This window comes from Oxalicibacterium faecigallinarum (assembly GCF_014635705.1).
In the GTDB taxonomy this organism is placed as follows: domain Bacteria; phylum Pseudomonadota; class Gammaproteobacteria; order Burkholderiales; family Burkholderiaceae_D; genus Oxalicibacterium; species Oxalicibacterium faecigallinarum.
Genome location: NZ_BMDI01000001.1, coordinates 1,056,466 through 1,082,936, shown reverse-complemented (window position 1 = coordinate 1,082,936; position 26,471 = coordinate 1,056,466). Strand labels below are relative to the sequence as shown.

Annotated in this window: 25 protein-coding genes and 1 tRNA gene; 17 read left to right on the top strand and 9 right to left on the bottom strand. The window is 53.3% G+C overall.

The features are described 5' to 3' along the window. Nucleotides 1-180: 180 nt before the first annotated feature. Together IEV29_RS05235 and IEV29_RS05230 are read right to left on the bottom strand one after the other, a co-directional pair. Nucleotides 181-675, bottom strand: coding sequence for a peroxiredoxin (locus IEV29_RS05235; RefSeq protein WP_188380180.1), 495 nt, complete (start codon nt 673-675; stop codon nt 181-183). A gap of 160 nt (nt 676-835) precedes the next feature. Then, complete coding sequence (locus IEV29_RS05230; protein WP_188380179.1) at nt 836-1,210, bottom strand: Mth938-like domain-containing protein; 375 nt, start codon at nt 1,208-1,210, stop codon at nt 836-838. A gap of 270 nt (nt 1,211-1,480) precedes the next feature. Here IEV29_RS05230 and IEV29_RS05225 point away from each other — a divergent pair, with 270 nt between their 5' ends. From IEV29_RS05225 to clpB, 8 genes are all read left to right on the top strand, one after another. Next, complete coding sequence (locus IEV29_RS05225; protein ID WP_188380178.1) at nt 1,481-2,713, top strand: pyridoxal phosphate-dependent aminotransferase; 1,233 nt, start codon at nt 1,481-1,483, stop codon at nt 2,711-2,713. A gap of 77 nt (nt 2,714-2,790) precedes the next feature. Next, the gene (locus IEV29_RS05220; protein ID WP_188380177.1) at nt 2,791-4,101 is read left to right on the top strand and encodes a homoserine dehydrogenase; all 1,311 of its coding nucleotides are present in this window, start codon (nt 2,791-2,793) and stop codon (nt 4,099-4,101) included. A gap of 204 nt (nt 4,102-4,305) precedes the next feature. Further along, nucleotides 4,306-5,766 (top strand): threonine synthase, encoded by a 1,461-nt coding sequence (thrC, locus tag IEV29_RS05215; protein ID WP_188380176.1) that lies wholly within the window; start codon nt 4,306-4,308, stop codon nt 5,764-5,766. Nucleotides 5,767-5,787: 21 nt separating this feature from the next. Continuing rightward, nucleotides 5,788-7,029, top strand: a complete 1,242-nt coding sequence (locus IEV29_RS05210; RefSeq protein WP_188380175.1) for a molybdopterin molybdotransferase MoeA — start codon at nt 5,788-5,790, stop codon at nt 7,027-7,029. A gap of 2 nt (nt 7,030-7,031) precedes the next feature. Then, complete coding sequence (gene moaD, locus IEV29_RS05205) at nt 7,032-7,289, top strand: molybdopterin converting factor subunit 1 (protein ID WP_188380174.1); 258 nt, start codon at nt 7,032-7,034, stop codon at nt 7,287-7,289. Nucleotides 7,290-7,310: 21 nt separating this feature from the next. Further along, complete coding sequence (gene moaE / locus IEV29_RS05200; RefSeq protein ID WP_188380173.1) at nt 7,311-7,790, top strand: molybdopterin synthase catalytic subunit MoaE; 480 nt, start codon at nt 7,311-7,313, stop codon at nt 7,788-7,790. Next, complete coding sequence (crcB, locus tag IEV29_RS05195; RefSeq protein WP_188380172.1) at nt 7,790-8,164, top strand: fluoride efflux transporter CrcB; 375 nt, start codon at nt 7,790-7,792, stop codon at nt 8,162-8,164. The genes moaE and crcB overlap by 1 nt, the downstream gene beginning before the upstream one ends. A gap of 123 nt (nt 8,165-8,287) precedes the next feature. Continuing rightward, complete coding sequence (clpB, locus tag IEV29_RS05190; protein WP_188380171.1) at nt 8,288-10,870, top strand: ATP-dependent chaperone ClpB; 2,583 nt, start codon at nt 8,288-8,290, stop codon at nt 10,868-10,870. Nucleotides 10,871-10,932: 62 nt separating this feature from the next. On the opposite strand, the gene IEV29_RS05185 is transcribed toward clpB, so the two are convergent. Beyond that, the gene (locus IEV29_RS05185; RefSeq protein ID WP_188380170.1) at nt 10,933-11,259 is read right to left on the bottom strand and encodes a hypothetical protein; all 327 of its coding nucleotides are present in this window, start codon (nt 11,257-11,259) and stop codon (nt 10,933-10,935) included. A gap of 229 nt (nt 11,260-11,488) precedes the next feature. Between IEV29_RS05185 and IEV29_RS05180 the strand changes: the two genes are divergently transcribed. The 3 genes from IEV29_RS05180 (at nt 11,489) to greB (ending at nt 14,536) form a co-directional block, all read left to right on the top strand. Further along, nucleotides 11,489-12,412: a 23S rRNA (adenine(2030)-N(6))-methyltransferase RlmJ gene (locus IEV29_RS05180; RefSeq protein WP_188380169.1), complete on the top strand. Its 924-nt coding sequence runs from the start codon at nt 11,489-11,491 to the stop codon at nt 12,410-12,412. Nucleotides 12,413-12,669: 257 nt separating this feature from the next. Next, nucleotides 12,670-13,944 (top strand): EAL and HDOD domain-containing protein, encoded by a 1,275-nt coding sequence (locus tag IEV29_RS05175; protein ID WP_188380168.1) that lies wholly within the window; start codon nt 12,670-12,672, stop codon nt 13,942-13,944. A 37-nt stretch (nt 13,945-13,981) separates the two neighbouring features. Next, nucleotides 13,982-14,536, top strand: coding sequence for a transcription elongation factor GreB (gene greB / locus IEV29_RS05170; protein WP_188380167.1), 555 nt, complete (start codon nt 13,982-13,984; stop codon nt 14,534-14,536). A gap of 38 nt (nt 14,537-14,574) precedes the next feature. On the opposite strand, the gene IEV29_RS05165 is transcribed toward greB, so the two are convergent. The 4 genes from IEV29_RS05165 to IEV29_RS05150 are packed head-to-tail and all read right to left on the bottom strand — an operon-like array spanning nt 14,575 to nt 18,701. After that, nucleotides 14,575-16,836, bottom strand: coding sequence for a RelA/SpoT family protein (locus tag IEV29_RS05165; RefSeq protein WP_188380166.1), 2,262 nt, complete (start codon nt 16,834-16,836; stop codon nt 14,575-14,577). A gap of 41 nt (nt 16,837-16,877) precedes the next feature. Continuing rightward, entirely contained in the window at nt 16,878-17,081 is a 204-nt protein-coding gene (gene rpoZ, locus IEV29_RS05160) for a DNA-directed RNA polymerase subunit omega (RefSeq protein ID WP_188380165.1), read from the bottom strand. 20 nt (nt 17,082-17,101) lie between these two features. After that, a complete protein-coding gene (gmk, locus tag IEV29_RS05155; RefSeq protein WP_188380164.1) occupies nt 17,102-17,752 on the bottom strand; it encodes a guanylate kinase in 651 nt (216 codons plus the stop codon). Between the two features lie 49 nt (nt 17,753-17,801). Further along, nucleotides 17,802-18,701 (bottom strand): YicC/YloC family endoribonuclease, encoded by a 900-nt coding sequence (locus IEV29_RS05150; protein WP_188381080.1) that lies wholly within the window; start codon nt 18,699-18,701, stop codon nt 17,802-17,804. 170 nt (nt 18,702-18,871) lie between these two features. Here IEV29_RS05150 and IEV29_RS05145 point away from each other — a divergent pair, with 170 nt between their 5' ends. The 6 genes from IEV29_RS05145 to IEV29_RS05120 all read left to right on the top strand — a co-directional run bounded on the left by IEV29_RS05145 (nt 18,872) and on the right by IEV29_RS05120 (nt 23,797). Further along, entirely contained in the window at nt 18,872-19,882 is a 1,011-nt protein-coding gene (locus IEV29_RS05145; protein WP_188380163.1) for a serine/threonine protein kinase, read from the top strand. Nucleotides 19,883-19,930: 48 nt separating this feature from the next. Beyond that, nucleotides 19,931-20,860 carry a PP2C family protein-serine/threonine phosphatase gene (locus IEV29_RS05140; protein ID WP_188380162.1) on the top strand — a complete coding sequence of 310 codons (930 nt, stop codon included), beginning with the start codon at nt 19,931-19,933 and terminating at the stop codon, nt 20,858-20,860. Nucleotides 20,861-20,866: 6 nt separating this feature from the next. Further along, a complete protein-coding gene (gene rph, locus IEV29_RS05135; protein WP_188380161.1) occupies nt 20,867-21,601 on the top strand; it encodes a ribonuclease PH in 735 nt (244 codons plus the stop codon). Nucleotides 21,602-21,734: 133 nt separating this feature from the next. After that, nucleotides 21,735-22,319 (top strand): RdgB/HAM1 family non-canonical purine NTP pyrophosphatase, encoded by a 585-nt coding sequence (gene rdgB, locus IEV29_RS05130; RefSeq protein WP_188380160.1) that lies wholly within the window; start codon nt 21,735-21,737, stop codon nt 22,317-22,319. Next, complete coding sequence (gene hemW, locus IEV29_RS05125; protein WP_188380159.1) at nt 22,316-23,572, top strand: radical SAM family heme chaperone HemW; 1,257 nt, start codon at nt 22,316-22,318, stop codon at nt 23,570-23,572. Before rdgB ends, hemW begins: the two co-directional genes overlap by 4 nt. A gap of 134 nt (nt 23,573-23,706) precedes the next feature. Next, nucleotides 23,707-23,797 (top strand) — tRNA-Ser (locus IEV29_RS05120). A 281-nt stretch (nt 23,798-24,078) separates the two neighbouring features. Here the strand turns inward: IEV29_RS05120 and IEV29_RS05115 are convergent. Then, nucleotides 24,079-25,428 (bottom strand): helix-turn-helix domain-containing protein, encoded by a 1,350-nt coding sequence (locus IEV29_RS05115; RefSeq protein ID WP_188380158.1) that lies wholly within the window; start codon nt 25,426-25,428, stop codon nt 24,079-24,081. Further along, on the bottom strand, nt 25,425-26,468 hold the full coding sequence (locus tag IEV29_RS05110) for an AAA family ATPase (RefSeq protein ID WP_188380157.1): 1,044 nt from the start codon (nt 26,466-26,468) through the stop codon (nt 25,425-25,427). The genes IEV29_RS05115 and IEV29_RS05110 overlap by 4 nt, the downstream gene beginning before the upstream one ends. Nucleotides 26,469-26,471 lie beyond the last annotated feature (3 nt).

Genomic DNA, 26,471 nt, shown 5'->3' with positions numbered 1-26,471 from the left:
TGTCGTTGGCAGGACTGATGCAGGTGAAACAAAAAACGGCGAAATGATGTGAGAGAAGTGTGGGTTGAATCGGAAGATGGCAAATCGAAAAGTAAAAAAGCCGTTTGGGAAGGCCCGTGGCCTAATCCGCAAACGGCTTTTCTTGAGAAAAAATCTTTTGAATTCAATGGTTTTGCAAACCTAGGCAAGGGCCTTCACAAATTCCAGTACTTCATCGATGTGTCCAGGCACTTTTACTCCACGCCATTCTTTCACCAATGTGCCTGATTCGTCAATCACAAAGGTGGAGCGTTCGATACCACGTACTTTTTTGCCGTACATGTTCTTCATTTTCATGACATTGAACAGGTTGCACAGCGTTTCTTCCGGATCCGAGATCAATGCAAAAGGCAGGTCGAGTTTGGCCTTGAATCCTTCATGCGAACGCAGGCTATCGCGGCTCACACCAATGATGTCGGCGTTGGCAGCCTGAAATTGCGGGTACAAATCCCGAAACTGAATGCCTTCCGTCGTGCAACCCGGGGTATTGTCCTTCGGGTAAAAATACAGAACGATTTTTTTGCCTTTGTAATCAGACAGTTGGAAAGTCTGATCGCCAGTCATGGCGGCGCTGAAGTCAGGTACGGTTTTACCGACGGCGGACACCGCTTCTGCGACGGCGTGTTCTTGATCCATGGTTATCTTTCTGACCGATTAGGCCGCATGAAGCGGCGATTACATGATTGCCGTCTGAAAGTTCGGCAAGTTCAGCAGACGATATGCGGACGATTATGATTGATTCAAGTAACTGGAATGCAAAAATGACATAAAAATATGTGCGCTTGCATTCTCTTGGTCACTTCTCAATGATCAGCGCCAGCGCGACCTTGCGGCCTTCGGCCATCAGTATGTTATAGGTTCGACAAGCCGCCTGACTATCCATGCTTTCGACACCAATCTGGCGTTTTGACAGACTGGTGATCAGGCGCGGATGAACGAAGCGTTGACGGGCGCCGGTTCCCAGAATCACGACATCGGGTTGCAAGGCGCTGATTTCGTCAAAGTGGTCGGCAGTCAGCGCATCAAATGCAGGAACTGCCCATGCGGCAGGTGGTGATTCTGGCAGCAACAGCAGGCTATGATCGAAGCGTTTGAGATTGATTTCGACACCCTCATCGTCATAGGCCGTCACGGTTTGATATTGTTGGGTGGAGGTACTGTGAAGCTTCATGGCAGGCAATCGGACACCAACCGACTCGGGAGCGAGTAATCGGTGCCGCAGGCAGATAAATGTAAAGGGCTATTGTAACGTTTTCATCTTTGGAACAGCCTTTATCGATTGATAAAATCACGCGATTTCGGCAAAATGGCTCTCTTTTGCAATGCCGTAAAGCATTGCCATTTCTGACGCCGAACCTCGTCCCGCTTCCCCTGGCGTACAGGTCTCGCCGCCGCCGCGCATAAGCACTCGCTGCTTTGACAAACACAAGGAACCACCGCTGTGCGACCGATTCAAAAATCGAAAAAACTGGATGATGTTTGCTATGACATTCGTGGCCCCGTGCTGGAAAAAGCACGCCAGATGGAGGAAGAAGGGCACAAGATCATCAAGTTGAACATCGGCAATCTGGCGACTTTCGGTTTTGATGCGCCGGATGAGATCGTGCAGGACATGATTCGCAATATGTCGAATGCGTCCGGCTACACGGATTCCAAGGGAATGTTTGCGCCACGCAAGGCGATCATGCAGTACTCGCAAGAAAAGAAAATTGCGGGTGTGACGATCGATGATATCTATTTGGGCAATGGCGCATCCGAACTGATCGTGATGAGCATGAACGCGTTGCTCAACAGTGGTGACGAAGTACTGGTGCCTTCGCCAGACTATCCGCTGTGGACGGCAGCGGTCAGCCTGTCGGGCGGTCGTCCCGTGCATTATGTCTGCGATGAACAGGCGGACTGGTTTCCGGACATCAATGACATCAAGAGCAAGATCAATGCGAACACGCGCGCCATTGTTGTCATCAATCCCAACAATCCGACCGGCGCGCTGTACCCGGTCGAGTTGCTGCAACAGATCGTCGAACTGGCACGTCAACATCAGCTGATCATTTTTGCCGATGAAATTTACGACAAGGTGTTGTACGACGGTGCCAAACACACCTCCATGGCCTCGCTGGCGGATGATGTGCTGTTCATCACCTTCAATGGTTTGTCGAAAAACTATCGTGCGTGTGGTTATCGTGCTGGCTGGATGATCGTCTCCGGTGAGAAGCGTCATGCCAAGGATTACATCGAAGGCCTGAACATGCTGGCGTCGATGCGCCTGTGTGCCAATGCGCCAGGACAGTACGCAATCCAGACCGCACTGGGCGGCTACCAGAGCATCGATGATCTGGTGGGGCCAGGCGGACGCTTGTTGCGCCAGCGTGATCTCGCGCACAAGCTGCTGACGGAAATTCCTGGCGTTACTTGTGTCAAGCCAAAATCGGCGCTGTACATGTTCCCGCGTCTCGATCCGAAGATGTATCCAATTGCGGATGATCAGGATTTCGCCTATCAACTGCTGGCGGAAGAGAGCGTGTTGATCGTGCAGGGCACGGGTTTCAATTGCCCGACGACGGATCACTTCCGCGTTGTCTTCCTGCCCAATTCGGATGATCTGACAGTGGCAATTGGTCGAATCGCGCATTTCCTTGAAGGTTATCGTCGTCGCGTTGGCATCGCTGCGTAGTGTTGTTTGCAGCAATATCGGCTGTCATGGACTGATGACAGTGCGTTCGACTCCTTATTCCATCTAGACAGAGATTTATGAAATCCATCAAAGTAGGCCTGCTGGGCATCGGTACCGTGGGTGCCGGCACATTCAATGTACTCAAGCGCAATCAGGAAGAGATTGCACGCCGTGCCGGTCGCGCAATCGAAATCGTGATGGTTGCGGATCTGAATGAAGAGCGTGCACGCCAACTGGTTGGTGAGCAGTGCGAAGTCGTGAGCGATGGCAATCTGGTAGTCAATCATCCCGATGTCGATATCGTGATCGAGCTGATCGGTGGCTATGGCGTTGCCAAGGATTTGGTGCTGAAGGCGATCGCCAATGGCAAACACGTCGTGACGGCTAACAAGGCGTTGCTGGCCACGCACGGCGATGAAATTTTCAAGGCGGCACAGGCAAAAGGTGTGATGGTCGCGTATGAGGCGGCCGTTGCCGGTGGTATTCCGATCATCAAGGCCTTGCGTGAAGGCCTGACTGCAAATCGTATCGAGTGGATTGCCGGCATCATCAACGGCACTACCAACTTTATCCTGTCGGAGATGCGCGACAAGGGTTCGGATTTCGACACGGTCCTCAAGGAGGCGCAACGTCTGGGCTACGCCGAAGCTGATCCGACTTTCGATATCGAAGGCGTTGATGCCGCGCACAAGGCGACGCTGATGTCTGCGATTGCATTTGGTATTCCAGTCCAGTTTGAGAAGGCGCATATCGAAGGCATCACGAAGCTGGAAGCAGTGGATATTCGCTATGCAGAACAGCTTGGTTATCGCATCAAGCTGCTGGGCATTGCCAAGCGCACGGAACAAGGCATCGAACTGCGCGTGCATCCGACGCTGATTCCGTCCAAGCGTCTGATCGCCAATGTGGAAGGTGCAATGAATGCAGTCGTCGTGCAAGGCGATGCGGTTGGCCCTACGCTGTATTACGGCAAGGGTGCTGGCTCGGAGCCGACGGCGTCTGCCGTGATTGCCGATCTGGTGGATATCGCGCGTCTGGCAGATGCACAGCCGGAGCATCGTGTGCCGCATCTGGCATTCCAGCCACATTCGATGTCGGATCTGCCGATTCTGCCGATCGCCGAAGTGACAACCAGTTATTACCTGCGCTTGCATGTCGCAGACAAGCTGGGCGTGCTTGCCAATGTGACCAGTATTCTGGCTGAGTCGACGATTTCTGTGGATGCCATGATGCAGAAAGAACCGGCGCTGGGCGAAACACAGACCGACATCATTATCCTGACGCATCAGACACAGGAGAAAAATGTCGAAGCGGCAATCAAGAAGATCGAAGCCTTGCCTACCGTGCTCGGCAAGGTAACCAAGTTGCGACTGGAGCATTTGAGCTGATCAGTCTTTGTGATGCTGAGAATAAAAAGGCGCTGCGGCGCCTTTTTTCTTGTCTGTTGGGCCGCGACACTGTAGTTCGGCATATCAGCCTCCTAGGGCAAAGACGATGCTGCAGGTATAATGAGAGCTTGCGGTTTTCCGCTACGTTTACTCGACGGCTGGCTTGTGCCGACGTGCCGTTTTCGGTTTTCTTTCCTTTACGACATGCAATATATTTCGACCCGCGGCACTGCAGCCGATCAATCCTTTTCCCAGATTCTGCTTGGCGGCCTTGCTCCTGACGGCGGCTTGTATCTGCCGGCCTCTTATCCGCAGGTCACCTCCGAGGAGCTCGATACCTGGCGTACCTTGTCGTACGCCGACCTTGCCTATGCGATCCTGAAAAAATTTGCGACGGATATTCCGGATGCCGATCTGCATGCGCTCGCACATAAAACATATACGGCAGATGTATACCGCAATGCACGCAAAGGCGAAGATGCTGCTCGTATTACGCCGCTGCGGCTGGTGGAAGAAAAAAATGGCAGCAAGTTGATGCTGCAGGCATTGTCCAATGGCCCGACGCTGGCGTTCAAGGATATGGCCATGCAGTTGCTGGGTAATTTGTTCGAATACACGCTGGCCAAGCAGCATGCGGAACTGAACATCTTTGGCGCAACCTCCGGTGATACCGGCAGTGCGGCCGAATATGCAATGCGCGGCAAGAAAGGCATCCGCGTTTTCATGTTGTCGCCGCACAAGAAGATGAGTGCTTTCCAGACGGCGCAAATGTTCAGCCTGCAGGACCCGAATATTTTCAATCTGGCGGTCGAAGGCGTGTTTGATGATTGTCAGGATATGGTCAAAGCCGTGTCCAATGACCACGCCTTCAAACAAAAGCAGAAGATTGGTACGGTCAATTCGATCAACTGGGCGCGTGTTGTTGCGCAGGTGATCTATTACTTCCGCGGTTACTTGAGCGCGACGACCAGCAACGAACAGAAAGTGTCGTTCACGGTACCTTCCGGTAATTTCGGCAACATCTGCGCCGGCCATATCGCGCGCATGATGGGCTTGCCGATCGATAAGCTGGTCGTGGCCACGAATGAAAACGATGTGCTCGACGAGTTCTTCCGCACCGGTGTCTATCGCGTGCGCAAATCGGCGGAGACCTTTCACACGACCAGCCCAAGCATGGATATCAGCAAGGCATCCAACTTTGAGCGCTTCGTCTACGATCTGCTTGGCCGCGACGGCGAGCGTGTGCGCGCCTTGTTCCACAAAGTGGAAACGCAGGGCGGCTTCGATCTGTCGGGAAAACCGGGCAGCGATGGCGATGAATTTACCAAGGTTGCGCAGTTTGGTTTTGTATCCGGTAAGTCGTCGCACGCTGATCGCGTCGCCACGATTCGCGATTTGTACAAACAGTACGATCTGATGATCGATACGCACACGGCGGATGGAGTCAAGGTCGCGCGCGAACATCTGACGCCGGGCACGACAATGATCGTGCTGGAAACCGCCTTGCCGGCAAAATTCAACGAAACGATTCGTGAAGCGCTGGATCGTGATGCCGAGCGTCCAGCCGGTTTTGAAAACATCGAAGACTTGCCGCAGCGTTTTGAAGTGATGACGACCGACATCGACAAGATGAAGGCCTTCATCGCGGCCCATACCGGTCTGTAATCCAGAGCGATCCATACCGGTATGAACGCACCCAAGCCCATGTTGAGCGTTGCCGAGGCACTGGAGATCTTGTTGACGGCTGCGCGTCCGATCATCGGGACGGAAACGCTGGCAACCATGGATGCGAATGGCCGCATTCTTGCGTGTGCGCAAACGTCGCAAATCAATGTACCGCCAGCCGACAATACGCAGATGGATGGCTATGCGGTGCGTGCTGCTGACTGTGCAAGTGGTAGTGCGACCCTGCGTGTGAGCCAGCGTATTCCGGCGGGCCATGTCGGACAGCCGTTAGAGGCACAGACTGTCGCGCGTATTTTTACCGGTGCGATGATCCCGTCTGGGGCGGATGCGGTGGTGATGCAGGAAGTCTGCGAAGCGGAAAAGCGGGATGACGGCGATTACGTCACCGTGCGTCATGTACCGCAGGTTGGCGAGTGGATTCGACGTGCGGGCGAGGATATTCGCTCTGGTAGTGAAATTCTGAAAGCCGGGCAGCGCCTGCGTGCGCAAGAGCTGGGATTGGCTGCTTCTGTCGGTTTGGCAACGCTGGAGGTTGTGCGCAAATTGCGCGTGGCCGTGTTCTTTACCGGCGATGAGTTGACGATGCCGGGTGAGCAGTTGAAGCCGGGCGCAATCTACAACTCCAATCGATTTGCCTTGCGTGGCTTGTTGCAAGGTCTGGGGTGCGAAGTAACGGATTTCGGCATCGTGCCGGATACCTTGACGGCAACACGCGATACCTTGCGTCGTGCATCGGAGGAACATGATCTGATCATTACCTCCGGCGGTGTATCGGTCGGTGAAGAGGATCACGTCAAGCCGGCAGTCGAAGCCGAGGGCCGTTTGAACATGTGGCAGATTGCGCTCAAGCCGGGCAAGCCGTTGGCCTTTGGCGAAGTAAATCATACTGGCAGCCAGGATACGGCATTTTTCCTTGGCTTGCCCGGTAATCCGGTCTCGAGCTTTGTGACCTTTTTATTGTTTGTCCGGCCCTTCATTTTGCGATTGCAAGGTGTGCAGGATGTCGGCGTGTCGTCTTACCAGATGCGTGCCGATTTTGACTGGCCGAAAGCGGATCGTCGTAATGAATTCCTGCGTGCGAAAATCAACGCTGCAGGTGGGCTGGATCTTTTTCCCAATCAGAGTTCCGGTGTATTGACCTCAACTGTCTGGGGCGATGGACTGATCGATAATCCGCCGGGCAAGACGATTGCACGCGGCGATACAGTGCGTTTTATTTCTTTTCGTGATTTGATGGCGTAAGCATGAAGATCCAGTTACGTTTTTTTGCCAGTGTGCGCGAAGCGCTGGGCGTATCGCAGGAGTCACTCGACATTCCTGATAGTGTGAACACGGTTGGTGCTGTGCGTGTGCTGCTACGTGAGCGTGGCGGTGTGTGGGCCGAGGCTTTGGGTGAGAATCGCTCCTTGCGTATGGCTTACGACCAGCAAATGACCGATGCCGACACACAGGTCAAGGATGGCGGCGAGGTTGCCTTCTTTCCACCGGTTACCGGCGGCTGATTTTCAAACGGAGTAGTCGGAATGCCAGTTCGCGTCCAAACCGAGGATTTCGATGTCAGCGCGGAAGTCGCTGCCTTGCGTGCAGAGAGTCCGCAAATCGGCGCGGTCGTCACTTTCATCGGTACGGTGCGTGACATCAACGATGGAAGTGCGGTTGCCGAGATGGAGCTCGAACATTATCCGGGCATGACGGAAAAAGCGCTGCAGAATATCGTCGACCAGGCCAGGCAGCGCTGGCAACTGGGCGATGCGCTGGTGATCCATCGTGTCGGCCCCTTGTTACCGAAAGATCAGATCGTACTGGTTGCCGTAACCTCGGCACATCGCGGCGAAGCGTTCGAGGCGTGCGAGTTCATCATCGATTATCTGAAGACAGACGCGCCTTTCTGGAAGAAGGAACAGACCCCGGAAGGCGCGCGCTGGGTCGATGCGCGTGTAACCGATGATGTGGCACTGAAGAAGTGGCATATCGATGCGGCCTTGCAAGGCGTGGAAAAATAATGGGCTGGCTCGCAGTCGGCATTGGCGCAGCACTGGGCGCCTGGTTGCGCTGGGGCCTGTCTGTCTTTCTGAATGCACTCACGCCGCATGTCCCTCTAGGGACCTTGCTGGCCAATCTGGGGGGCGGCTATATGGTCGGCATAGCCGTGGCGTTCTTTGCGGCGCAGCCCGATCTTTCTTCCGAATGGCGTCTGTTTGCCATCACCGGTTTTCTTGGTGGTTTGACCACTTTTTCTTCGTTCTCTGCCGAATCCGTTTTGCTGCTGCAGCGCGGCGACTATCTTTGGGCGCTCGGACATACTCTCCTGCATCTGCTGGGTTCCATTCTGTTCTGCATGGCAGGATTTGCCACCTATCGAGCACTGTCTGCATAAGCTATATTGCAAGACAGGCATGCGCCTTTCCTCGCCGTGTGAATTGTTAAATGTCCCTGCTTGAAAAGCGGGTATGTGGCCTTATTTTCCATGCATCACTGATCTTCTAACGGAGAAGTTGCAATGCGACTCGACAAACTCACTACCAAACTGCAGGAAGCACTGGCTGACGCGCAAAGTCATGCGGTCGGCAATGATAATCAATATATCGAACCTGTCCACCTCCTGACGGCACTTCTGAGTCAGGATGACAGCAGTACGCGTTCGCTGTTGCAGCGCGCGGGCGCCAACATCAATGGCATGGTCAATGCGCTTAAGAGCGCGTTTGATCGGCTACCCAAAGTGTCGGGTAACGGCGGCGACGTTCAGGTTGGCCGCGATTTGGCCATGCTGCTCAACGTCGCAGACAAGGAAGCACAGAAACACGGGGATCAGTTCATCGCGACAGAAATGGTGTTGCTTGGTCTGACCGAAGACAAGTCCGAAGCCGGTCGCATCGTGCGCGAGAACGGGTTGACACGCAAAGCGCTGGAGGCGGCCATCAAGGCGGTGCGTGGCAATAACAAGGTGGATTCCGCCGATGGCGAAGGTCAGCGCGAAGCGCTCAAAAAATACACACTGGATCTGACCGAGCGTGCCCGCAATGGCAAGCTCGATCCGGTCATTGGTCGGGATGACGAAATCCGTCGCGCGATTCAGGTATTGCAGCGTCGCTCCAAGAATAATCCGGTGCTGATTGGCGAGCCGGGTGTGGGCAAGACAGCCATCGTTGAAGGTCTGGCGCAACGTATCGTCAATGGTGAAGTACCGGAAAGCCTGAAAGGCAAACGCGTTTTGTCGCTCGATCTGGCGTCATTGCTGGCCGGCGCCAAATATCGGGGTGAATTTGAAGAGCGTCTGAAAGCCGTATTGACGGAACTTGCCGAGGATGCGGGTCAATCGATCGTATTCATCGATGAAATGCACACGCTGGTTGGCGCCGGCAAGTCCGAAGGTGCAATGGATGCGGGCAATATGCTCAAGCCTGCGCTGGCACGTGGCGAACTGCATTGCGTCGGCGCGACCACGCTGGATGAATATCGCAAATACATCGAGAAAGATGCTGCACTGGAGCGGCGCTTCCAGAAAATTCTGGTAGATGAGCCGACTGTCGAATCGACGATTGCAATCCTGCGTGGCTTGCAGGAGCGTTATGAGCTGCATCACGGTGTTGATATCACCGATCCTGCCATCGTGGCTGCGGCAGAGCTCTCGCATCGTTACATCACCGATCGCTTCCTGCCTGACAAGGCCATCGATCTGATCGATGAAGCAGCGTCCAAGATCAAGATTGAAATCGACTCCAAGCCGGAAGTGATGGATCGTCTTGATCGTCGTCTGATCCAGCTCAAGATCGAGCGCGAAGCCGTCAAGAAGGAAAAGGACGAAGCATCGCAACGTCGTCTTGCCTTGATCGAGGATGAGATTGAACGCCTGGGCCGTGAATATGCCGATCTGGAAGAAATCTGGAAGGCAGAGAAAGCATCGGCGCAAGGCAGCAAGCACATCAAGGAAGAGATCGAGAAAGTGCGTCTGCAGATGGATGAAGCCAAGCGCAAGAGCGACTGGCAGCGGGTTTCCGAACTGCAATACAAAACCTTGCCAGACTTGGAGTCGCAACTGAAGAATGCCATTACCGGTGAAGACACGTCGGAGCGTCGGCAACTGGTGCGTACACAGGTCGGCGCCGAAGAGATCGCGGAAGTCGTCTCGCGTGCAACCGGCATTCCCGTGTCGCGCATGATGCAGGGTGAGCGCGACAAGCTGCTGCAGATGGAAGACGCCTTGCACAATCGCGTGGTGGGGCAGCATGAAGCGATCGTTGCCGTGTCGGATGCGATTCGTCGTTCACGTGCAGGTCTGGGCGATCCGGATCGTCCATACGGCTCGTTCATGTTTCTTGGCCCGACCGGTGTCGGCAAAACCGAGTTGTGTAAAGCGCTGGCAACCTTCCTGTTCGATACCGAAGAGGCGCTGATTCGCATCGACATGAGCGAGTTCATGGAGAAGCATTCGGTAGCCCGTCTGATCGGTGCGCCGCCGGGTTATGTGGGTTACGAAGAGGGTGGTTATTTGACGGAAGCCGTGCGTCGCAAACCATATAGCGTGATCCTGCTGGACGAGATTGAAAAGGCGCATCCAGACGTGTTCAATGTTCTGCTGCAGGTGCTGGACGATGGTCGCATGACGGACGGACAAGGTCGCACGGTGGATTTCAAGAACACCGTGATTGTGATGACCTCGAATCTTGGTTCGCACAAAATCCAGTCAATGGAAGAGAGTGATCCTGCGTTGGTGAAGATGGCTGTTATGGCGGAAGTGCAGGGCCATTTCCGTCCTGAATTCATCAATCGTATTGATGAGATTGTGGTCTTCCATGCACTGGATGCCAAGAACATCGGTTCGATCGCCAAGATCCAGCTGCACACTTTGGAACAGCGTCTGGCGCGTATGGATATGTCGCTGGAGGTCTCGGACGCGGCGTTACAGCTGATCGCGGAAGCTGGTTTTGATCCGGTGTATGGCGCACGTCCATTGAAGCGTGCAATCCAGCACCAGATCGAAAATCCGTTATCCAAGGCGATTCTGGAAGGACGATTCGGTCCCAAAGATGGTATTCGTATCGATGCAGATCACGGCGAGCTGACGTTCAACAAAGTGATCTGAACTTGCTGAATGCAAAAGAGCCGTGTGGCAGTCATGCCTCACGGCTTTTTTATGAGAAGACATTAGTCCGTTGTAAATTCAGCCATTCTTGCTCCGTTTTCGCGCATCTTGATGGCATCGTAGGCAGATTTGACCGATTCGACATCGGTGCGCACTTGGCGCGGGGCGATCTTTTCTGCCCACTGCGTGCTGTGGACAGGCGGTGGTGCAAAGCTTGAGCGATTGCTGGGCATGCGTCCCACCATCAAGGCGCCGGAACAACGACCGTCGGTATAGGTCAACGAGCCGTCCGGTGCACTGCATTTGACCACATCGGCCTGCGCCAGTGCTGGCAAGATGGTCAGCGCACCGGTGATCGTCAGAAGGCTAAGTGGTAATCGGGGCAGCATGATGTGTCTCCTGTTATTGTTGTGTTGATCATGCGCGAAGGGAAGGTTGCATTCGGTGCGCTAACTCACCTTGTTTTTAAGAAGATCACCTTTCGTGCGCATTTCTGGATCACGCATCCGTACAACTTTCTTGACGAGCGCTGTTTTGTCAGAGGCTCTTGATAGAATGCTGGTTATTCTTCTGCCGGTAAGGCAGGATTCTTATTTTTCTTCACAAAGACCTATTCCTATGCTGAGTTATCGCCACGCTTTTCATGCGGGTAATCATGCCGATGTGCTCAAGCATCTCGTTCAGATCCAGTTGCTGAACTATCTCAATCAAAAAGATACGGCGTACATGTACATTGACACGCATTCGGGTGCGGGCGTATATGCGTTGGACAGTAATTACGCGAGCAAGAACGCCGAGTATGAATCCGGGATTGCCCGCTTGTGGGAGCGTACCGATTTGCCGTCGGCTGTTGCCGATTATGTGGATCTGATCAAGTCGCTCAATCCAAGCGGGAAAATGCGCTACTACCCGGGATCGCCGTACTGTGCCGAACATATTCTGCGTGAGCAGGATCGCCTGCGTTTTTTTGAGCTGCATCCCGCAGACAGCAAACTGCTGGCTGATAATTTCCGCAAGCTGGAAGCACATGCAGCGGAGCAGGGCAAGCGTCCGGCTACGCGTGGTAAACGTGTGATGATTGAGCGCGCCAATGGATTTCAGGGATTGAAGGCCTTGCTGCCACCGCCATCCCGGCGCGGCATTGTGCTGATTGATCCACCCTATGAGGATAAAAGCGATTACCGCAGCGTAGTCGATACAGTAACGGATGGGCTGCAACGATTTGCAAGTGGCGTTTATGCGGTCTGGTATCCCGCACTTAACCGCATGGAGTCACGCCAGATGCCGGACAAGCTGAAGAAGATTCCATCCAATGGCTGGCTGAACGTGACGTTGACGGTATCCACACCTTCACCGGATGGTTTTGGCCTGCATAGCAGTGGTATGTTCATTCACAACCCGCCTTGGACATTGGAGCCGGTGCTGCGCGAAGTGATGCCTTATCTGGTATCGGTGCTGGGGCAGGATAGCGGGGCCACATTCGTGATCGAAACAGGAAAAGCGGATGGCGTGGCCGGTAAGCAAAAACGCAAGACGCATTAAGTTGTCTTGTTGCGTCGGGTAGCGCACAAATCTTGGTAATTTAACCAAAATTTACACTTGCCTTTAAGGAATGCCAGCAGAATAATGAAGAAGGTTTATCCATACCCTGTTTATGGGATGGCTGGCTCTCGACAGTCAGGTAAAAATTCCTTCATGTAGGGACCGTGATATGAGTAGGTTGACGGTATGTAGTTGAAAAGGAAGTCAGGATTGGCTGATCGCCGCGTTTTGCTACTGTAAAGAAAGAGTCTCATCTCATGATCACCGATCTCGTCGAACAACCGGATGATTATCCGCGGGTCAAGGAGTTCTTCCTTGCCCGACAACCTATCCTGAATCATCACGAAGACGTGATTGCCTACGAATTACTGTTCCGACGCGCCCGTACCGGGCCTGCGGATGTCGTGGATGATCTGTCGGCCACCGCTTCCGTGATTGCGCATGCCTCCGAACTGGGCATCGGCAATGTGATCGGCGGATCACTCGGCTTCTTTAATGTTGACGCGGCGGTACTTGACTGCGATTTCGTCAATTTTCTGCCGAGCGATAAAGTCGTTCTGGAAATCCTTGAAACGGTAAAGGTTACACCCGCTCTGGTGGCGCGTGTCGCAGAGCTATCGGAGCAGGGTTTTGTATTTGCTCTGGATGATGTCGTTTGCCAGGATGCGGCTTTGCAGCCTTTGCTGCCCTTCGTGAAAATCGTCAAGATCGACATCACGGGTATGGACAAGACTGCACTCAGCAGCCTGGCATCTTATTTCAAGGTACGCAAAAAACTCCTGTTGGCAGAAAAGGTGGAGACGGTCGAGCAGTTTCATGCTTGTCTGGAGATCGGTTTCGATTACTTCCAGGGCTATTATTTTGCGCGGCCAGTCGTGTTGTCCGGCAAAAAGCTTGCGCCATCCCAACTCGTCATCTTGAGTTTGATGGCCCTGATTGATAGTGACGCCGATACTTTTGATATCGAGCAAACCGTCAAAAAGGAAGCGTCTCTGTCGATGAATCTGCTTCGTCTGGCAAATACTCCGGGTCTTGGTGTGACTACGCGTATCGAATCGCTGGGACAAGCGCTTGCCGTGCTGGGACGTCGACAGTTGAAGCGCTGGCTGCAGATTCTGATGTACGCCGAACATGGCAAGGGCGGGCATTTTTCGTCACCGCTGCTCCAGCTCGCCACGACGCGTGGCAAATTGCTTGAACTGATTGCCGAGCAACTGCATCCGGGCGAGCGTTGTATGGCCGACAAGGCATTCACGGTGGGTGTGATGTCGCTGATGGATACCTTGCTTGGCCAGTCGATGGAGCAGATTCTGGTGCAAGTGCCCGTCGTCGATGAGGTGCGTGATGCGCTGCTGCATCGCAAAGGGTTCTATGGTGATTTACTGAAACTGGTAGAGTACATCGAGCGCCTTGAACAAACCGGTGCCATGTTGCTGCCAACGATGAACAAACTCGATTTATCCATCGAGGATCTGTATGCGTTGCAATTGCGTGCCTTCGACTGGAGCAATAGCATTTCACGCGGGATCTGAGACAGTCTGAAAGATTCATGCGCGCTACAATACGCGCATGAATCAGACTGCCAACAATCCCCAAGACGCCGACGACGAAGAGAATTTCGGCGCACCACCCATTCCTCCAGGATCAAAAAATTACATGACGCCGGAAGGGCACTTGCGCATGAAAGCCGAGTTGCTCAATCTGATTGATGTCGAGCGGCCGGAAGTCGTGCAGGTCGTGTCATGGGCGGCATCTAACGGTGATCGTTCCGAGAATGGTGACTATCTTTATGGCAAGCGACGCTTGCGCCAAATTGACAGTCGTATCCGTTTTCTGACCAAGCGCCTTGATCTGGCCGAAGTGGTCGATCCTTCCATTCATCATGGTAGCGACCAGATTTTTTTTGGTGCTACTGTGCGTTATGAAACGCAGTCTGGAGAAGAGCATACAGTGACCATCCTCGGCATTGATGAGCTCGATCCGTTGAACGGCAAGATTAGCTGGGTATCGCCGGTGGCGCGCGCACTGACCAAGGCGCGTGAGGGGGACGCCGTCATGCTACGCACACCTGGCGGGCTGGAAGAACTGATTGTTCTGGAAGTCCGTTATCCGGAACCGAATTGAGAGAATGTAACTGGAAAGAAAAAAGGCTGATCGGTTGATCAGCCTTTTTCTCTGAGGAGTCGGGTGACGCCACTGATGCCGCGTAAGTTTCGCATCAGTCGCGCCAGATGCACGCGATCTTCTACCTGCACCGTAAAATGCAGTTGGGTCATCAGATTGTCCTTATCTTCATCCATGCCAACATGCGTGATATTGGCATCGGATTCACCGATCTCTGCCGCGACGCGTGCCAGAATGCCTTTTTCGTTACGCGCAAGCAGGGTGATGCGGCAATCGAAGCGGCGTTCGATATCTGCACCCCACACCACATCAATCCAGCGATCAGGTTCCTTGCTGCGCTGACGACGGGCGACGTTGCAGTCAAGCGCATGTACCACAAGACCCTGATCGCGTTTCATTTGCGCAATGATGTCGTCACCGGGGATCGGTGTACAGCACGAAGCGAGTTGTACCGAAATGCCTTCGCTGCCGTAGATGATGACCGGATCGATCTTCTTCGGTACCAGTTCGCCATGGCTGTCCACATCAGGATGCATGACAGGCGTATCGTGTTCGACCAGACTCAGGATATGGCGCGCGACCAGCGCTGCCATGCGTTTGCCCACGCCGATGTCAGCGTACAGATCTTCCAGCGACTTGGCACTGGACTCATTGAGCAAACGTTCTGCCAAGGCTGGCTCGACATCGGGCGGCAAGTTCAAGGTCGTCAAAGCTTGGGCCAGCAGACGACGACCAAGTTCGATGGACTCGGTCAGATTGATCGTGCGCAAGTGATGACGAATTGCGGAACGTGCCTTACCCGTGCGCACAAAGCTGAGCCAGTTCGGGTTAGGCCGTGACGTCGGTGCCGTGATGATTTCGACGATATCGCCGTTACGCAATTCGGTGCGCAGCGGAACCTGTTCGAGATTGATCTTGACCGCAATAGTCTGATCACCAACGTCGGTGTGAATTGTGTAGGCAAAGTCGAGAGCCGTTGCGCCGCGGGGCAACGCGATGATCTTTGACTTTGGTGTGAAGACATAAACCGAATCCGGAAACAGGTCGACCTTGACGTGCTCCAGAAACTCCGCCGAGTCACCAGTTTGCTTTTGAATATCGAGCAGAGATTGCAACCATGCATGCGTACGTTGCTGCAGATCCGACAGATTGTTTTCGTCGTCTTCCTTGTACAGCCAGTGAGCGGCTACGCCGGATTCGGCGACACGATGCATTTCCTGTGTACGGATCTGGAACTCTACCGGGGTTCCGTAGGGACCGATCAGCGTGGTGTGCAGCGACTGATAGCCGTTCAGCTTGGGAATCGCAATATAGTCCTTGAACTTGCCCGGCATGGGTTTGAACAAGGCATGCAAAGTGCCAAGCGCAACGTAGCAATTGGCAAAGCTGTCGACGACGATACGAAAGCCGTAGACATCCAGAACCTGCGAGAACGACAGATGCTTGCTGGCCATCTTGGTGTAAATGCCATACAGCGTTTTTTCACGACCATACACCTGCACCGGAATGCCGGTCGCTTCAAGTGTCGAACTGACCGATTCCAGAATCTTGCTGACCACTTCACGGCGATTACCACGCGCAGCTTTGACCGCCTTGCCGAGCACGCGATAGCGCATCGGATACAAGTGCGAGAACGCCAGATCCTGCAGTTCGCGATAGATGTTATTGAGGCCGAGGCGATGCGCAATCGGCACATAGACTTCCATCGTCTCGCGCGCAATGCGGCGTTTCTTGGCGGGAGCCATCGAACCAAGCGTGCGCATATTGTGCAGGCGGTCGGCCAGCTTGATCAGGATGACGCGCACATCGCGCGCCATGGCCAGCAGCATCTTGCGGAAGTTTTCGGCCTGCGCTTCTACCTGGCTCTGGAATTCCAGTTTCTCCAGCTTGGAGAGGCCATCCACGATATTGGCAACCGGCGCGCCAAAGCGTTCGATCAGTTCATCCTTGCGGACATCCTGATCTTCCATGACGTCATGCAGCAGGGCGGCCATGATTGCCTGTGCATCGAGCTTCCAGTCGGCGCAGATTTCGGCGACTGCAATCGGATGCGAAATATAAGGCTCGCCAGACATGCGCATCTGACCCAGATGCGCTTCATCTGAAAAGCGATAGGCTTCCTTGATTTTCTTGAGCTCTGACGGTGTCAGATACTCAGCCAGCCGGTTGGTCAGGTGCGTCACGGAGGCAACACCGGGTACCACTGGCGTGGTCGTGGCGTTTTGCGAACCCGAGCGATCTGACGCCGCCCGGTTGCTGGGTGCGATAGGAAGTGTCGAATCTGTTTGTGTCAGGCTCATACCGATCGCTTAACGCCTTGGATTGGAGTTTGGTTTACCAATCAGCTAGGGACTTTTTTCAGCATTTCAATGCCGACTTGACCAGCAGCGATCTCGCGCAGGGCCAAAACGGTTGGCTTGTCCTTTGCATCGACTTTTGGGGTGTGTCCTTGCAGCAGCTGACGTGCGCGATAGGTCGCAGCGAGCGTCAGTTGAAAGCGGTTTGGTACTTGCTTCAGGCAATCTTCAATAGTGATACGGGCCATGATGAACTCCTAAAAATGCGTCAGCTTAAATTGGCGTGAATGCCTAGTTGGGCAAACAGCGAAGCGTTTCGTGTTGATTGTTGCGCGAACCGGCAACGGGTGGCTTTTACGATCGCGCTCAACTCGGATAATGCGACTGTAAACTCTTGATTGATAATAACATATTCGAACTCTGAAGCGTGGGCGATTTCACCCCCTGCAGCAAGCAAACGGCGCGTGATCACATGCGGTTCATCCTGCCCGCGTTTCTTCAAACGTTCTTCTAATACATCGATGGAAGGCGGCAGGATGAAAATGCCGACGGCATGCGGAAACTGTTTCTTGATCTGTTGCGCGCCTTGCCAGTCGATTTCGAGCAAAACATCCGTGCCGGCAGCCATCTGATCGGCAATCTGGATGCGTGACGTACCGTAGTAATTGCCAAAAACTTCGGCCCATTCGAGAAACTCACCTGCATCGCGACGCGTTAAAAAATCTTCCACATCGGTGAAAAAGTATTCGCGACCGTTTTCTTCGCCGGGGCGAGGCTGACGCGTCGTGTACGAAATCGACAGCTTGATGGCTGGTTGCTGTTGCAGCAAGGCATTGACCAGACTGGATTTGCCGGCGCCGGATGGTGCGACAACCAGAAACAGGCTGCCGGAGGAGGGAGTATGGTCAAACGTCTGCATACGGATAGAGAAGGGTGTGAGTAAGTTTATCGTCTGAAGCGGTGAGCGCTTATTCCAGATTTTGCACTTGTTCGCGCATTTGTTCGATCAGTAGTTTCATCGCCATCGAGGCATCCGACAGCTCCTTGACTGCCGCCTTGGAGCCAACCGTGTTGGCTTCACGATTGAGTTCCTGCATCATGAAATCCAGGCGCTTGCCGACCTGCCCACCTTTTTTGAGAATGGCGCGCGTTTCGGCCAGATGTGCGCCCAGACGTGAAAGCTCTTCGGCAACATCGATGCGAATACCGTACAGCGTGACTTCCTGACGTATGCGATCCAGTGCTTCGTCGCGACTCACCACACTTGTGCCGCCTTCCGCAGATTTCTGTGCCAGTCCAAGCGCCTCCTGCATGCGTTCGGTCGCTTTTTGCTGAAATTGTGCGACGACTTGCGGGATCAGCGGTGTAATACGCGTCACGATCGCTTCCATGTCGTCCACGCGCGACAGCAGCATGGTTTGCAGGGCATTGCCTTCGCGTGCGCGGCTTTCTACAAAGGCTTGCATCGTAGTTTGCATGGCAGTGGCAACTTCAGCCTGCAACGTGTCCTGACTGATTTCCGATTCTTCAATGACGCCCGGCCAGCGCAGCAGTTCGTTGACCGATAACGGTTGCGCATTGCTGAAGACTTGGAGTACGCCAGCTTGCAGAGTTGATAATGAATTGAGAACGGTGGTGTTTAGCGCTTGTGTTGCAGATGCCACAACTTTGCGACCAAAACTGACTCGGCATTCGACTTTGCCTCGGGTGATGCGGGCCATGATGGCTTCGCGCAACGCAGGTTCCAGCGCGCGCAGATCGTCATTAATGCGGAATTGCAGGTCGAGAAAGCGGGAATTGACGCTTTTCAGCTCGATGGTCAGGGTGCCGTTGCTGGTTTCGTGCGTGGTGACGGCATAGCCGGTCATACTGCTGATTGTCAAAATGATGTCCTTTGTTTTTCTTTACAAAGCGGCGATTTGTCCACACAATCTTCAACGTATGTCGTTGCGCAGGCGTTGACGGCATACCGATTGGTCATCCCATCACAATACGCCGCGCTTCGCGCCAACCTCAGTACCGACAACGTTAGAACGACATGGCTGCGCAAAACAATGCTCCTTTGCCGGATGGACTGGAAATCGCTGGATATCGCATTGTAAAGAAGATTGCTTCTGGCGGGTTCAGTATCGTGTATCTGGCGTACGACGAAGATGGCAATGCGGTCGCTATCAAGGAGTATCTGCCCAGTTCTCTGGCCTTGCGTCAGCCGGGCGAACTGGTACCGGCCATTTCGCCTGAAAATCTTCCTGTTTTTCGCATCGGCCTCAAATGCTTTTTTGAAGAAGGCAGGGCATTGGCGCGTATCGCCCATCCCAATGTCGTGAGCGTCACGAATTTTTTTCGTGCCAATGAAACCGTCTACATGGTCATGGGATACGAGTCGGGACGCTCGTTGCAGGATCACATCCTGCGTCGTCGCGAAAAGGGCGACAAGCCGCTGGTATCCGAACGCTTTATCCGCAAGATGTTCAGTCATGTCATGAACGGTTTGCGCGAGGTGCATACCAACAAATTGCTGCATCTGGATCTCAAGCCGGCCAACATTTACTTGCGCGTGGACGGGACGCCGATCCTGCTGGATTTCGGTGCGGCTCGTCAGACACTGACGGCAGACATGCCGAAGCTGTATCCGATGTACACACCGGGTTTTGCTGCACCGGAACTGTATGTGAAGAATGGCAATCTGGGACCGTGGACCGACATATACAGTATTGGCGCTTCGATGTTTGCATGCATGGTCGGTGCGCCGCCGCAGCCGGCAGATCAACGTCGTTTGAATGACAAGATGGATGGTCACTTCAATCGACTGGAGGGGGTGTATTCCACTGATCTGATCAACGTGATTCGCTGGGCGTTGATGGTTGATCCGTTGAAGCGTCCGCAAAGTGTGTTTGCCTTGCAGAAGGCTTTGCGCGAGCCCGTGTCGGAGGTCAAGCCGCAGCCGCAGGGATTGCAGCAAGTGACCAGCAAGCTCAAAGGTCTGTTCGGCGGATTCGGCAAGCGTTCCTACAATAGCGATACGACAATTCAGGAAAATACACGCTAGTTTTCATCATCGTTGATTCATTAAGTCAGATAGCCATCTAACCAGCCTATGCGTTTCTCCGTTTATCAAGAAAGCCAGATCGGCGGTCGCAAGATCAATCAGGATCGCATGGGCTACAGCTTCACGCGCGATGCGCTGTTGCTGCTGGTTGCCGATGGCATGGGTGGGCATCTGATGGGCGAGATGGCAGCGCAGATTGCGATGCAGACAATAGCGTCGCTGTTTCAGGAAAATGCCAAGCCGTACGTCAAGAAGCCGGAACGCTTTCTGGAAGACAGTTTTCTTGCCGCGCATCGCGAAATTCATCGTTATCGCGCCATCAATAATCTGCCGGAGACACCACGCACCACGATCGTCGCAGCCCTGATTCAACACAATAGTGCGATCTGGGCGCACTGTGGCGATTCGCGTCTTTACTGGATGCGTAATGGCCAGATTCTGGCGCGTACGCGCGATCATTCCCGTATTGAAACGCTGATTGCTCAAGGCAAGGTCGATCCTTCCGAACGCGATACGCATCCGGATCGCAACAAGCTTTTCAACTGTCTGGGTGCGCCCAACATGCCGATTGTCGAGCTCTCTCGTCGCGTGAGTTTGCAGGCGGGCGATCTGATGCTGCTGTGCTCCGATGGATTGTGGTCGATGTTGCCGGATCATGAACTGGCGCACCGTCTGCAAAATACGACGATCGTGCGTGCTGTCCCGGAGTTGCTCTCGACGGCGGTGAATATCGCCGGCAAGCATAGCGACAACGTCACGGCACTGGCCATGATGTGGGAAAGCACCGATGCATTGGAGGGCAATAGCACGATTACGACCAATACATTGCCGGTCGGCAGCGTGACAACCACCATTCAGGCACCACGTCATGTCGATTCCGAGCCGACAGACACGTACAATGATGCCGAGATCGAAAAGGCAATCGAAGAAATTCGCAATGCCATCGACAAGTCTTCAAAAATCACTTCCGGGAAATAACTCTTCATGTCGTTTGAAAATCGTCCAAGCGGTCGCGCCGCTGATGCGCTGCGCGCCATCAAACTTACTCGCAATTACACCAAGCACGCCGAAGGCTCGGTATTGATCGAATGCGGTGATACCAAAGTCATTTGCACCGCCAGCATTGAAGATCGTGTGCCGGGCTTCCTCAAGGGTAAAGGTCAAGGCTGGCTGACCGCGGAATACGGCATGCTGCCCCGTTCGACGCATACGCGCATGGATCGTGAAGCCGCACGTGGCAAGCAGTCCGGGCGCACGCAGGAAATTCAACGCCTGATTGGCCGTTCGCTGCGCGCTGCCTTCGATCTGGAAGCCTTTGGCGAACGTACGCTGCATCTGGATTGCGACGTGATTCAGGCAGATGGCGGTACGCGTACTGCAGCGATTACCGGCACCATGGTTGCCGCCTATGATGCATTTAGCAAACTGGTGGCACAAGGCGTGATTCCTGCTGTGCCGCTCAAGCATTTTGTCGCGGCGATTTCTGTCGGCGTATATCACGGTCAGCCGGTGCTGGATCTGGATTACGCAGAAGATTCGGATTGCGATACCGACATGAATATCGTCATGACCGATGCAGGCCACTTTATTGAAGTGCAGGGTACGGCTGAAGGGGCAGCCTTTGATCGCAACACCATGAATCAATTGCTGGATCTGGCACAAAACGGCATCCGCGATCTGATCGTGATGCAAAAACAGGCATTGGCGATTGCTGCGTAAAATAGCGTTTTCAATCACGTTTCAACGTTGGCTGATACGAGCGGTCTGCTTGCCGACATGCATCCTGATGATGTCTGTCGGCAGTTTTCTTTTTATGCCGCAGCGCAGCCCATGATATTTATTTCAGATCGTCATGCCCCAATCTCTCGTTCTCGCATCGAATAACGCTGGCAAACTCAAGGAATTTGGTGCCTTGCTGGCGCAGCTCGATTATCAGGTGCATACACAAGGCGAATTCGGCGTGCCGGAGGCGGAAGAGCCTTTTGCCACGTTTGTCGAAAACGCGATCGCCAAGGCTCGGCACGCATCGCGTCTGACCGGCTTGCCGGCTCTGGCAGATGACTCCGGTGTCTGTGTCAATGCGCTGGGTGGTGCGCCAGGCGTCTATTCCGCTCGCTACGCCGGCGAGCCAAAATCGGATCAGCGCAACAATCAGAAGATGCTGGCTGATCTGGCGGCCCATGCAGACAGGTCGGCGTACTACTATTGCGTGCTGGTATTCGTGCGGCATGCGGATGATCCGCAGCCAGTGATTGCCGACGGCCGTTGGGATGGTGAAATGATCGAACAAGCGCGTGGTGAAGGTGGCTTTGGCTACGATCCGCATTTCTGGATCCCCGCGTTGCAAAAGACCGCAGCGGAACTGACGGCAGAAGAAAAAAATCGTCTGTCGCATCGTGGTCAGGCATTGCGAACTCTGATCGAGAAATTACGATGATCCCGATCAAACCGGTTGCTGCAGATCGTTCCGATTTTTCAGGGCGGATTGATTACGCCGAGCCTGCTCGCGTTGCCACCGCATATCTGAAATCGGGCGCGCTGAATCTGTCCGCCTTGCCACCACTTTCGCTTTACGTGCACATTCCCTGGTGCGTCAAAAAATGCCCGTACTGCGATTTCAATTCGCATGAGGCCAATGGCGATATCCCAGAGGATATCTACCTCGCGGCATTGCGTACCGATCTGGAAACGGCATTGCCGCTGATCTGGGGCCGTAAGCTGCACACGATCTTCATCGGTGGCGGTACACCGAGCTTGTTGTCCGCTGCCGGACTGGATCGCCTGCTATCCGATATCCGTACGCTGATGCCATTCGATCCGAGTATCGAAGTGACGATGGAAGCGAATCCGGGAACGTTCGAAGCGGAGAAATTCAAGTCGTATCGCGGCAGTGGTGTTAATCGTCTTTCAATTGGCATTCAGAGTTTCAACACCTCGCATTTGCATGCCTTGGGTCGCATCCATGATGGTGATGAGGCGCGACGAGCGGTAGAGATTGCGCACCGGAACTTTGATAACTTCAATCTTGATCTGATGTACGCCTTGCCGTCGCAAACGCTGGAACAGGCCCATCAAGATATCCGCACAGCTATCGAATGTGCGCCGCCACATTTGTCCCTGTATCACCTGACGATGGAGCCGAATACCGTCTTTGCCAAATATCCTCCGGCGGTGCCGGATGACGACGCGAGTGCGGACATGCAGGACATGATCGCGCAGGAAACGCTGACGGCCGGCTATGGTCACTACGAAGTTTCGGCGTATGCGCAGCCAACCCGTCAGGCCAAGCACAATCTCAACTACTGGCAGTTCGGCGATTATCTGGGTATTGGCGCTGGTGCGCATTCCAAGCTGTCGTTTCCGCATCGCGTCATTCGTCAGGCGCGCTACAAGCAGCCCAAGTCTTATCTGGAACACATGCAACGTGGTAATCCGGTGCAGGAAGAAATCGAGGTTGAGCGCGATGAGCTGGCATTCGAGTTCATGCTCAATGCGATGCGATTGACAGATGGTATTGACGTCAACCTCTTTGCCGAGCGGACTGGTCTGGCGCTCAATACCATTGAGCGATCGCTGAACAATGCTGAATCCAAAGGATTGTTGTACCGCGATCACAAGACCTTGAAGCCAACGGCGCTGGGACAGCGTTTCCTTAACGATTTGCAGCAGATGTTTTTACCTGTCGCTTAATTACAAGAAGGACTCGGCAATTGTGGCCGAGTTCGGTATAATTCGCGTCTTCGGAATATGGCGATACGCTGGTGCTTGCAATCTCCCGCAAGCAGCTTCACCGGCATCTTGTTGTCCCATTCAATATTCCAGAAGGAAGTGTGGCTGAGTGGTTTAAGGCAGCGGTCTTGAAAACCGTCGACGGCTAATACCCGTCCGTGAGTTCGAATCTCACCGCTTCCGCCATCTTCTTGTCAGTTCTGAGTTCTGCACGTGTCCCGTTAAGCATAACTTGGCCACTTGGACACTTTATGCTTTATTTCTCGATGGGCCACATTTTGCTTTATTGCGAATCTGTGATAAGCCGTCTCGATTTGTCAGCACATAAGTGAGCAGATATAAAAAAACCGGCCGCTAAGGGCCGGTTTTTTAAAGCGAGAGCGTTTCCTCGACTTAAAAATCAGGAGTAGGTAATTTGATTTTATATTGCAGAAGTAGAGTAATGTGCTCTGAATAAGACGTCGAGATTAAGCACTGGTAGCCGGTATTGCAGTTTCTATACATCCGACATTATGTAAATGTGTTTGCACCTCTTTCAGTACATCAAGCAGATGTGCAACCGGTGAAAGAATATCAGCGGGTACGCGTGCCACAATTTCCCGACGCGTTACGGTTTTGCCTTCTGACCATATTTCCCGGCAAGCGCTTTCCAAATACGGCCAAGCTCGAACTACAGTCGCTGCATAGCGCCGACTTAAATAGGTCTTCCAACGCTCTCCCAACTGGCGTGTTGTACGATTTGCTCGTAAATAGAGTTGTCGCGCTTCCAGATTTAAACGGCGTGCTGCCTCTAAAACACTAATGGGCGTCGGTAATAATAGGAAGGTTTGAAGTTGTTTTTCAATCTCATTCCAATCAATTGTGCGTGGTGTTGGATGCCAAGCCGCTGTTGGGTGTTGCAGCAATAACACTTGTTGGCGCTCTATTGTCGGCGCTGTCCATTTATTCAGATTGCCCGTCAATAAGTCTGTAAGACCAACACCGCAGTGGGCTGCAATCTTCAAAGTCACCGAAAGTGTTGGCGTTCCATTATCTTTAAACCAATGATGGATAGTGCTTTTCGCAATCCCGATGCGACGAGCAAAAGCGGAGCTTTGCCCGCCGTCCATTTCAGTGATGAGCTCCTTAATGCAGAGGAGCATGTCGCTCCGCCTTGGTACATCGTTCAATGTAAATTGAAATGCCAATAGTTCTCCGACCTGTCTAGCTTTCCACAAGGCTGCAGCATCTATGGCTTCCGTGGTTACGAGCTCTGGTTTTTGTCCAAGAAATTCACCGCAATGTGTGCACCAGCCCGGCACGACGTAGGCAGCAGAGTGCCGAATATTCTCCCTTTGGCAGCAAGAACACCGCTGTGAAAGACGATTCCCATGTTTTGTACATACGCTTACTTCGGCTGATTCCCATGCCAATCTAAAATATGGGGTGCGACCGTGAGTAACATCGTCTGCTAAGCAGTCAGGACAAAATTGTCCTTTGCTTACAAGTGATAATCCGTTTTGCGCAATAGCCTCACTCCAAGGCAAAAAAGTCAGACGGTCAAGTCCTTCAACAGACGTCAGTGCCGATAAGGCCGCTGACCATGTCAATGCCGAGTCCCCACAACCGGAAATTTTCCGTTCATGCCAATCGTAATCGGGAGAAATTTCGCGACTAAAACGTTGGGCAATAGAGCGGGACAAGGTGAGTGTCGAAACACTGTGTGACACCGCTAATCTGCAGAAGTAGCTCAACAAACTTTCGACTTCAACTGTACCTTGGCCATAAGGTTTTAATGCATGTAAAGCTGACCGTGGATTCATCGTCAATCGGCTCATGCTACGTTTCGCTCCGAATGGCGACGGGTACGAGTTCCCGATGTGGGCATTGTGCGTGTCAGTGCGGGATTGATAGCCGCTTCACCATCAAGGATTTCCTCCAGAATTGCTTCGCGCTGTTTTTCTGTCAGCAATGCTCGACGTAATGCATCGACTGACCACTTCCCATTTTCTTGTGCCAGTTTTGCGGCACGGGTCAGAACGGTGTTCAATGTGCCAATGCAGCCCAGTGTATTCTCATGCAGTGCTTTGACGTATTGCATGAGTTCCTCTCCCCATAACTCCGGCAAAGTGTTCTGGAAATTTTGAACGCATGCTTGAAATGCCCGCACATCCGAATCATGGTCCTGACGATATCGTTCGAAATGAAGTACGTGAGTTCGTCTCGCAATTTGAGCCGATAGTGACACCAACTGGTAAAGGTCATAAGAGCCAACAAGCACGATTTGAGTACCGCATTCATTTGCCAACGATTTCAATGTATCGAGTTGAATGCCAAGCCGATTGTTACTGGTTTGACGAATGATGTGCGCAGCTTCATCAATAACCAGAAAGCGAGTTTGCCGTGCTCGTAATCCTTGCTCTACGGCTGTGCGGAGTCCTGCTAGGCTGTTACCAGTGGCACCACGGGGACGCACCATCCGTCCCGTGATTGCATCAATACCGTACGCTACTTTTGGCATTTCCAAGCCGCTCTCTAATTGCTGCAGAATGCGTTGGTAGAGTAAGCGCCAGGAAAATTCATTTTCACCAGACGATGGGGCCTGGACGTATATCGCTGATATCAGTCCTGCATCACTATTCATTTTGGCAGAATCCTTTTTAAGGGCATCCTCGACCATGTATGTGGAAAGAGTACTTTTTCCGACGCCAGTTGGCCCGCACACCAGCAAAATACTATCCTGACTTCCAGCATAGATAAGCGTATTTAATTCGCGCATCATGTTTGCGATGCGTGTATGCATAATTCGCTTGTTTGCAATTTTTTCAGGGGAGCCCGGAATTTCCGCGAGCAACTTAGGCTGAGTATTTTTAATCATGAT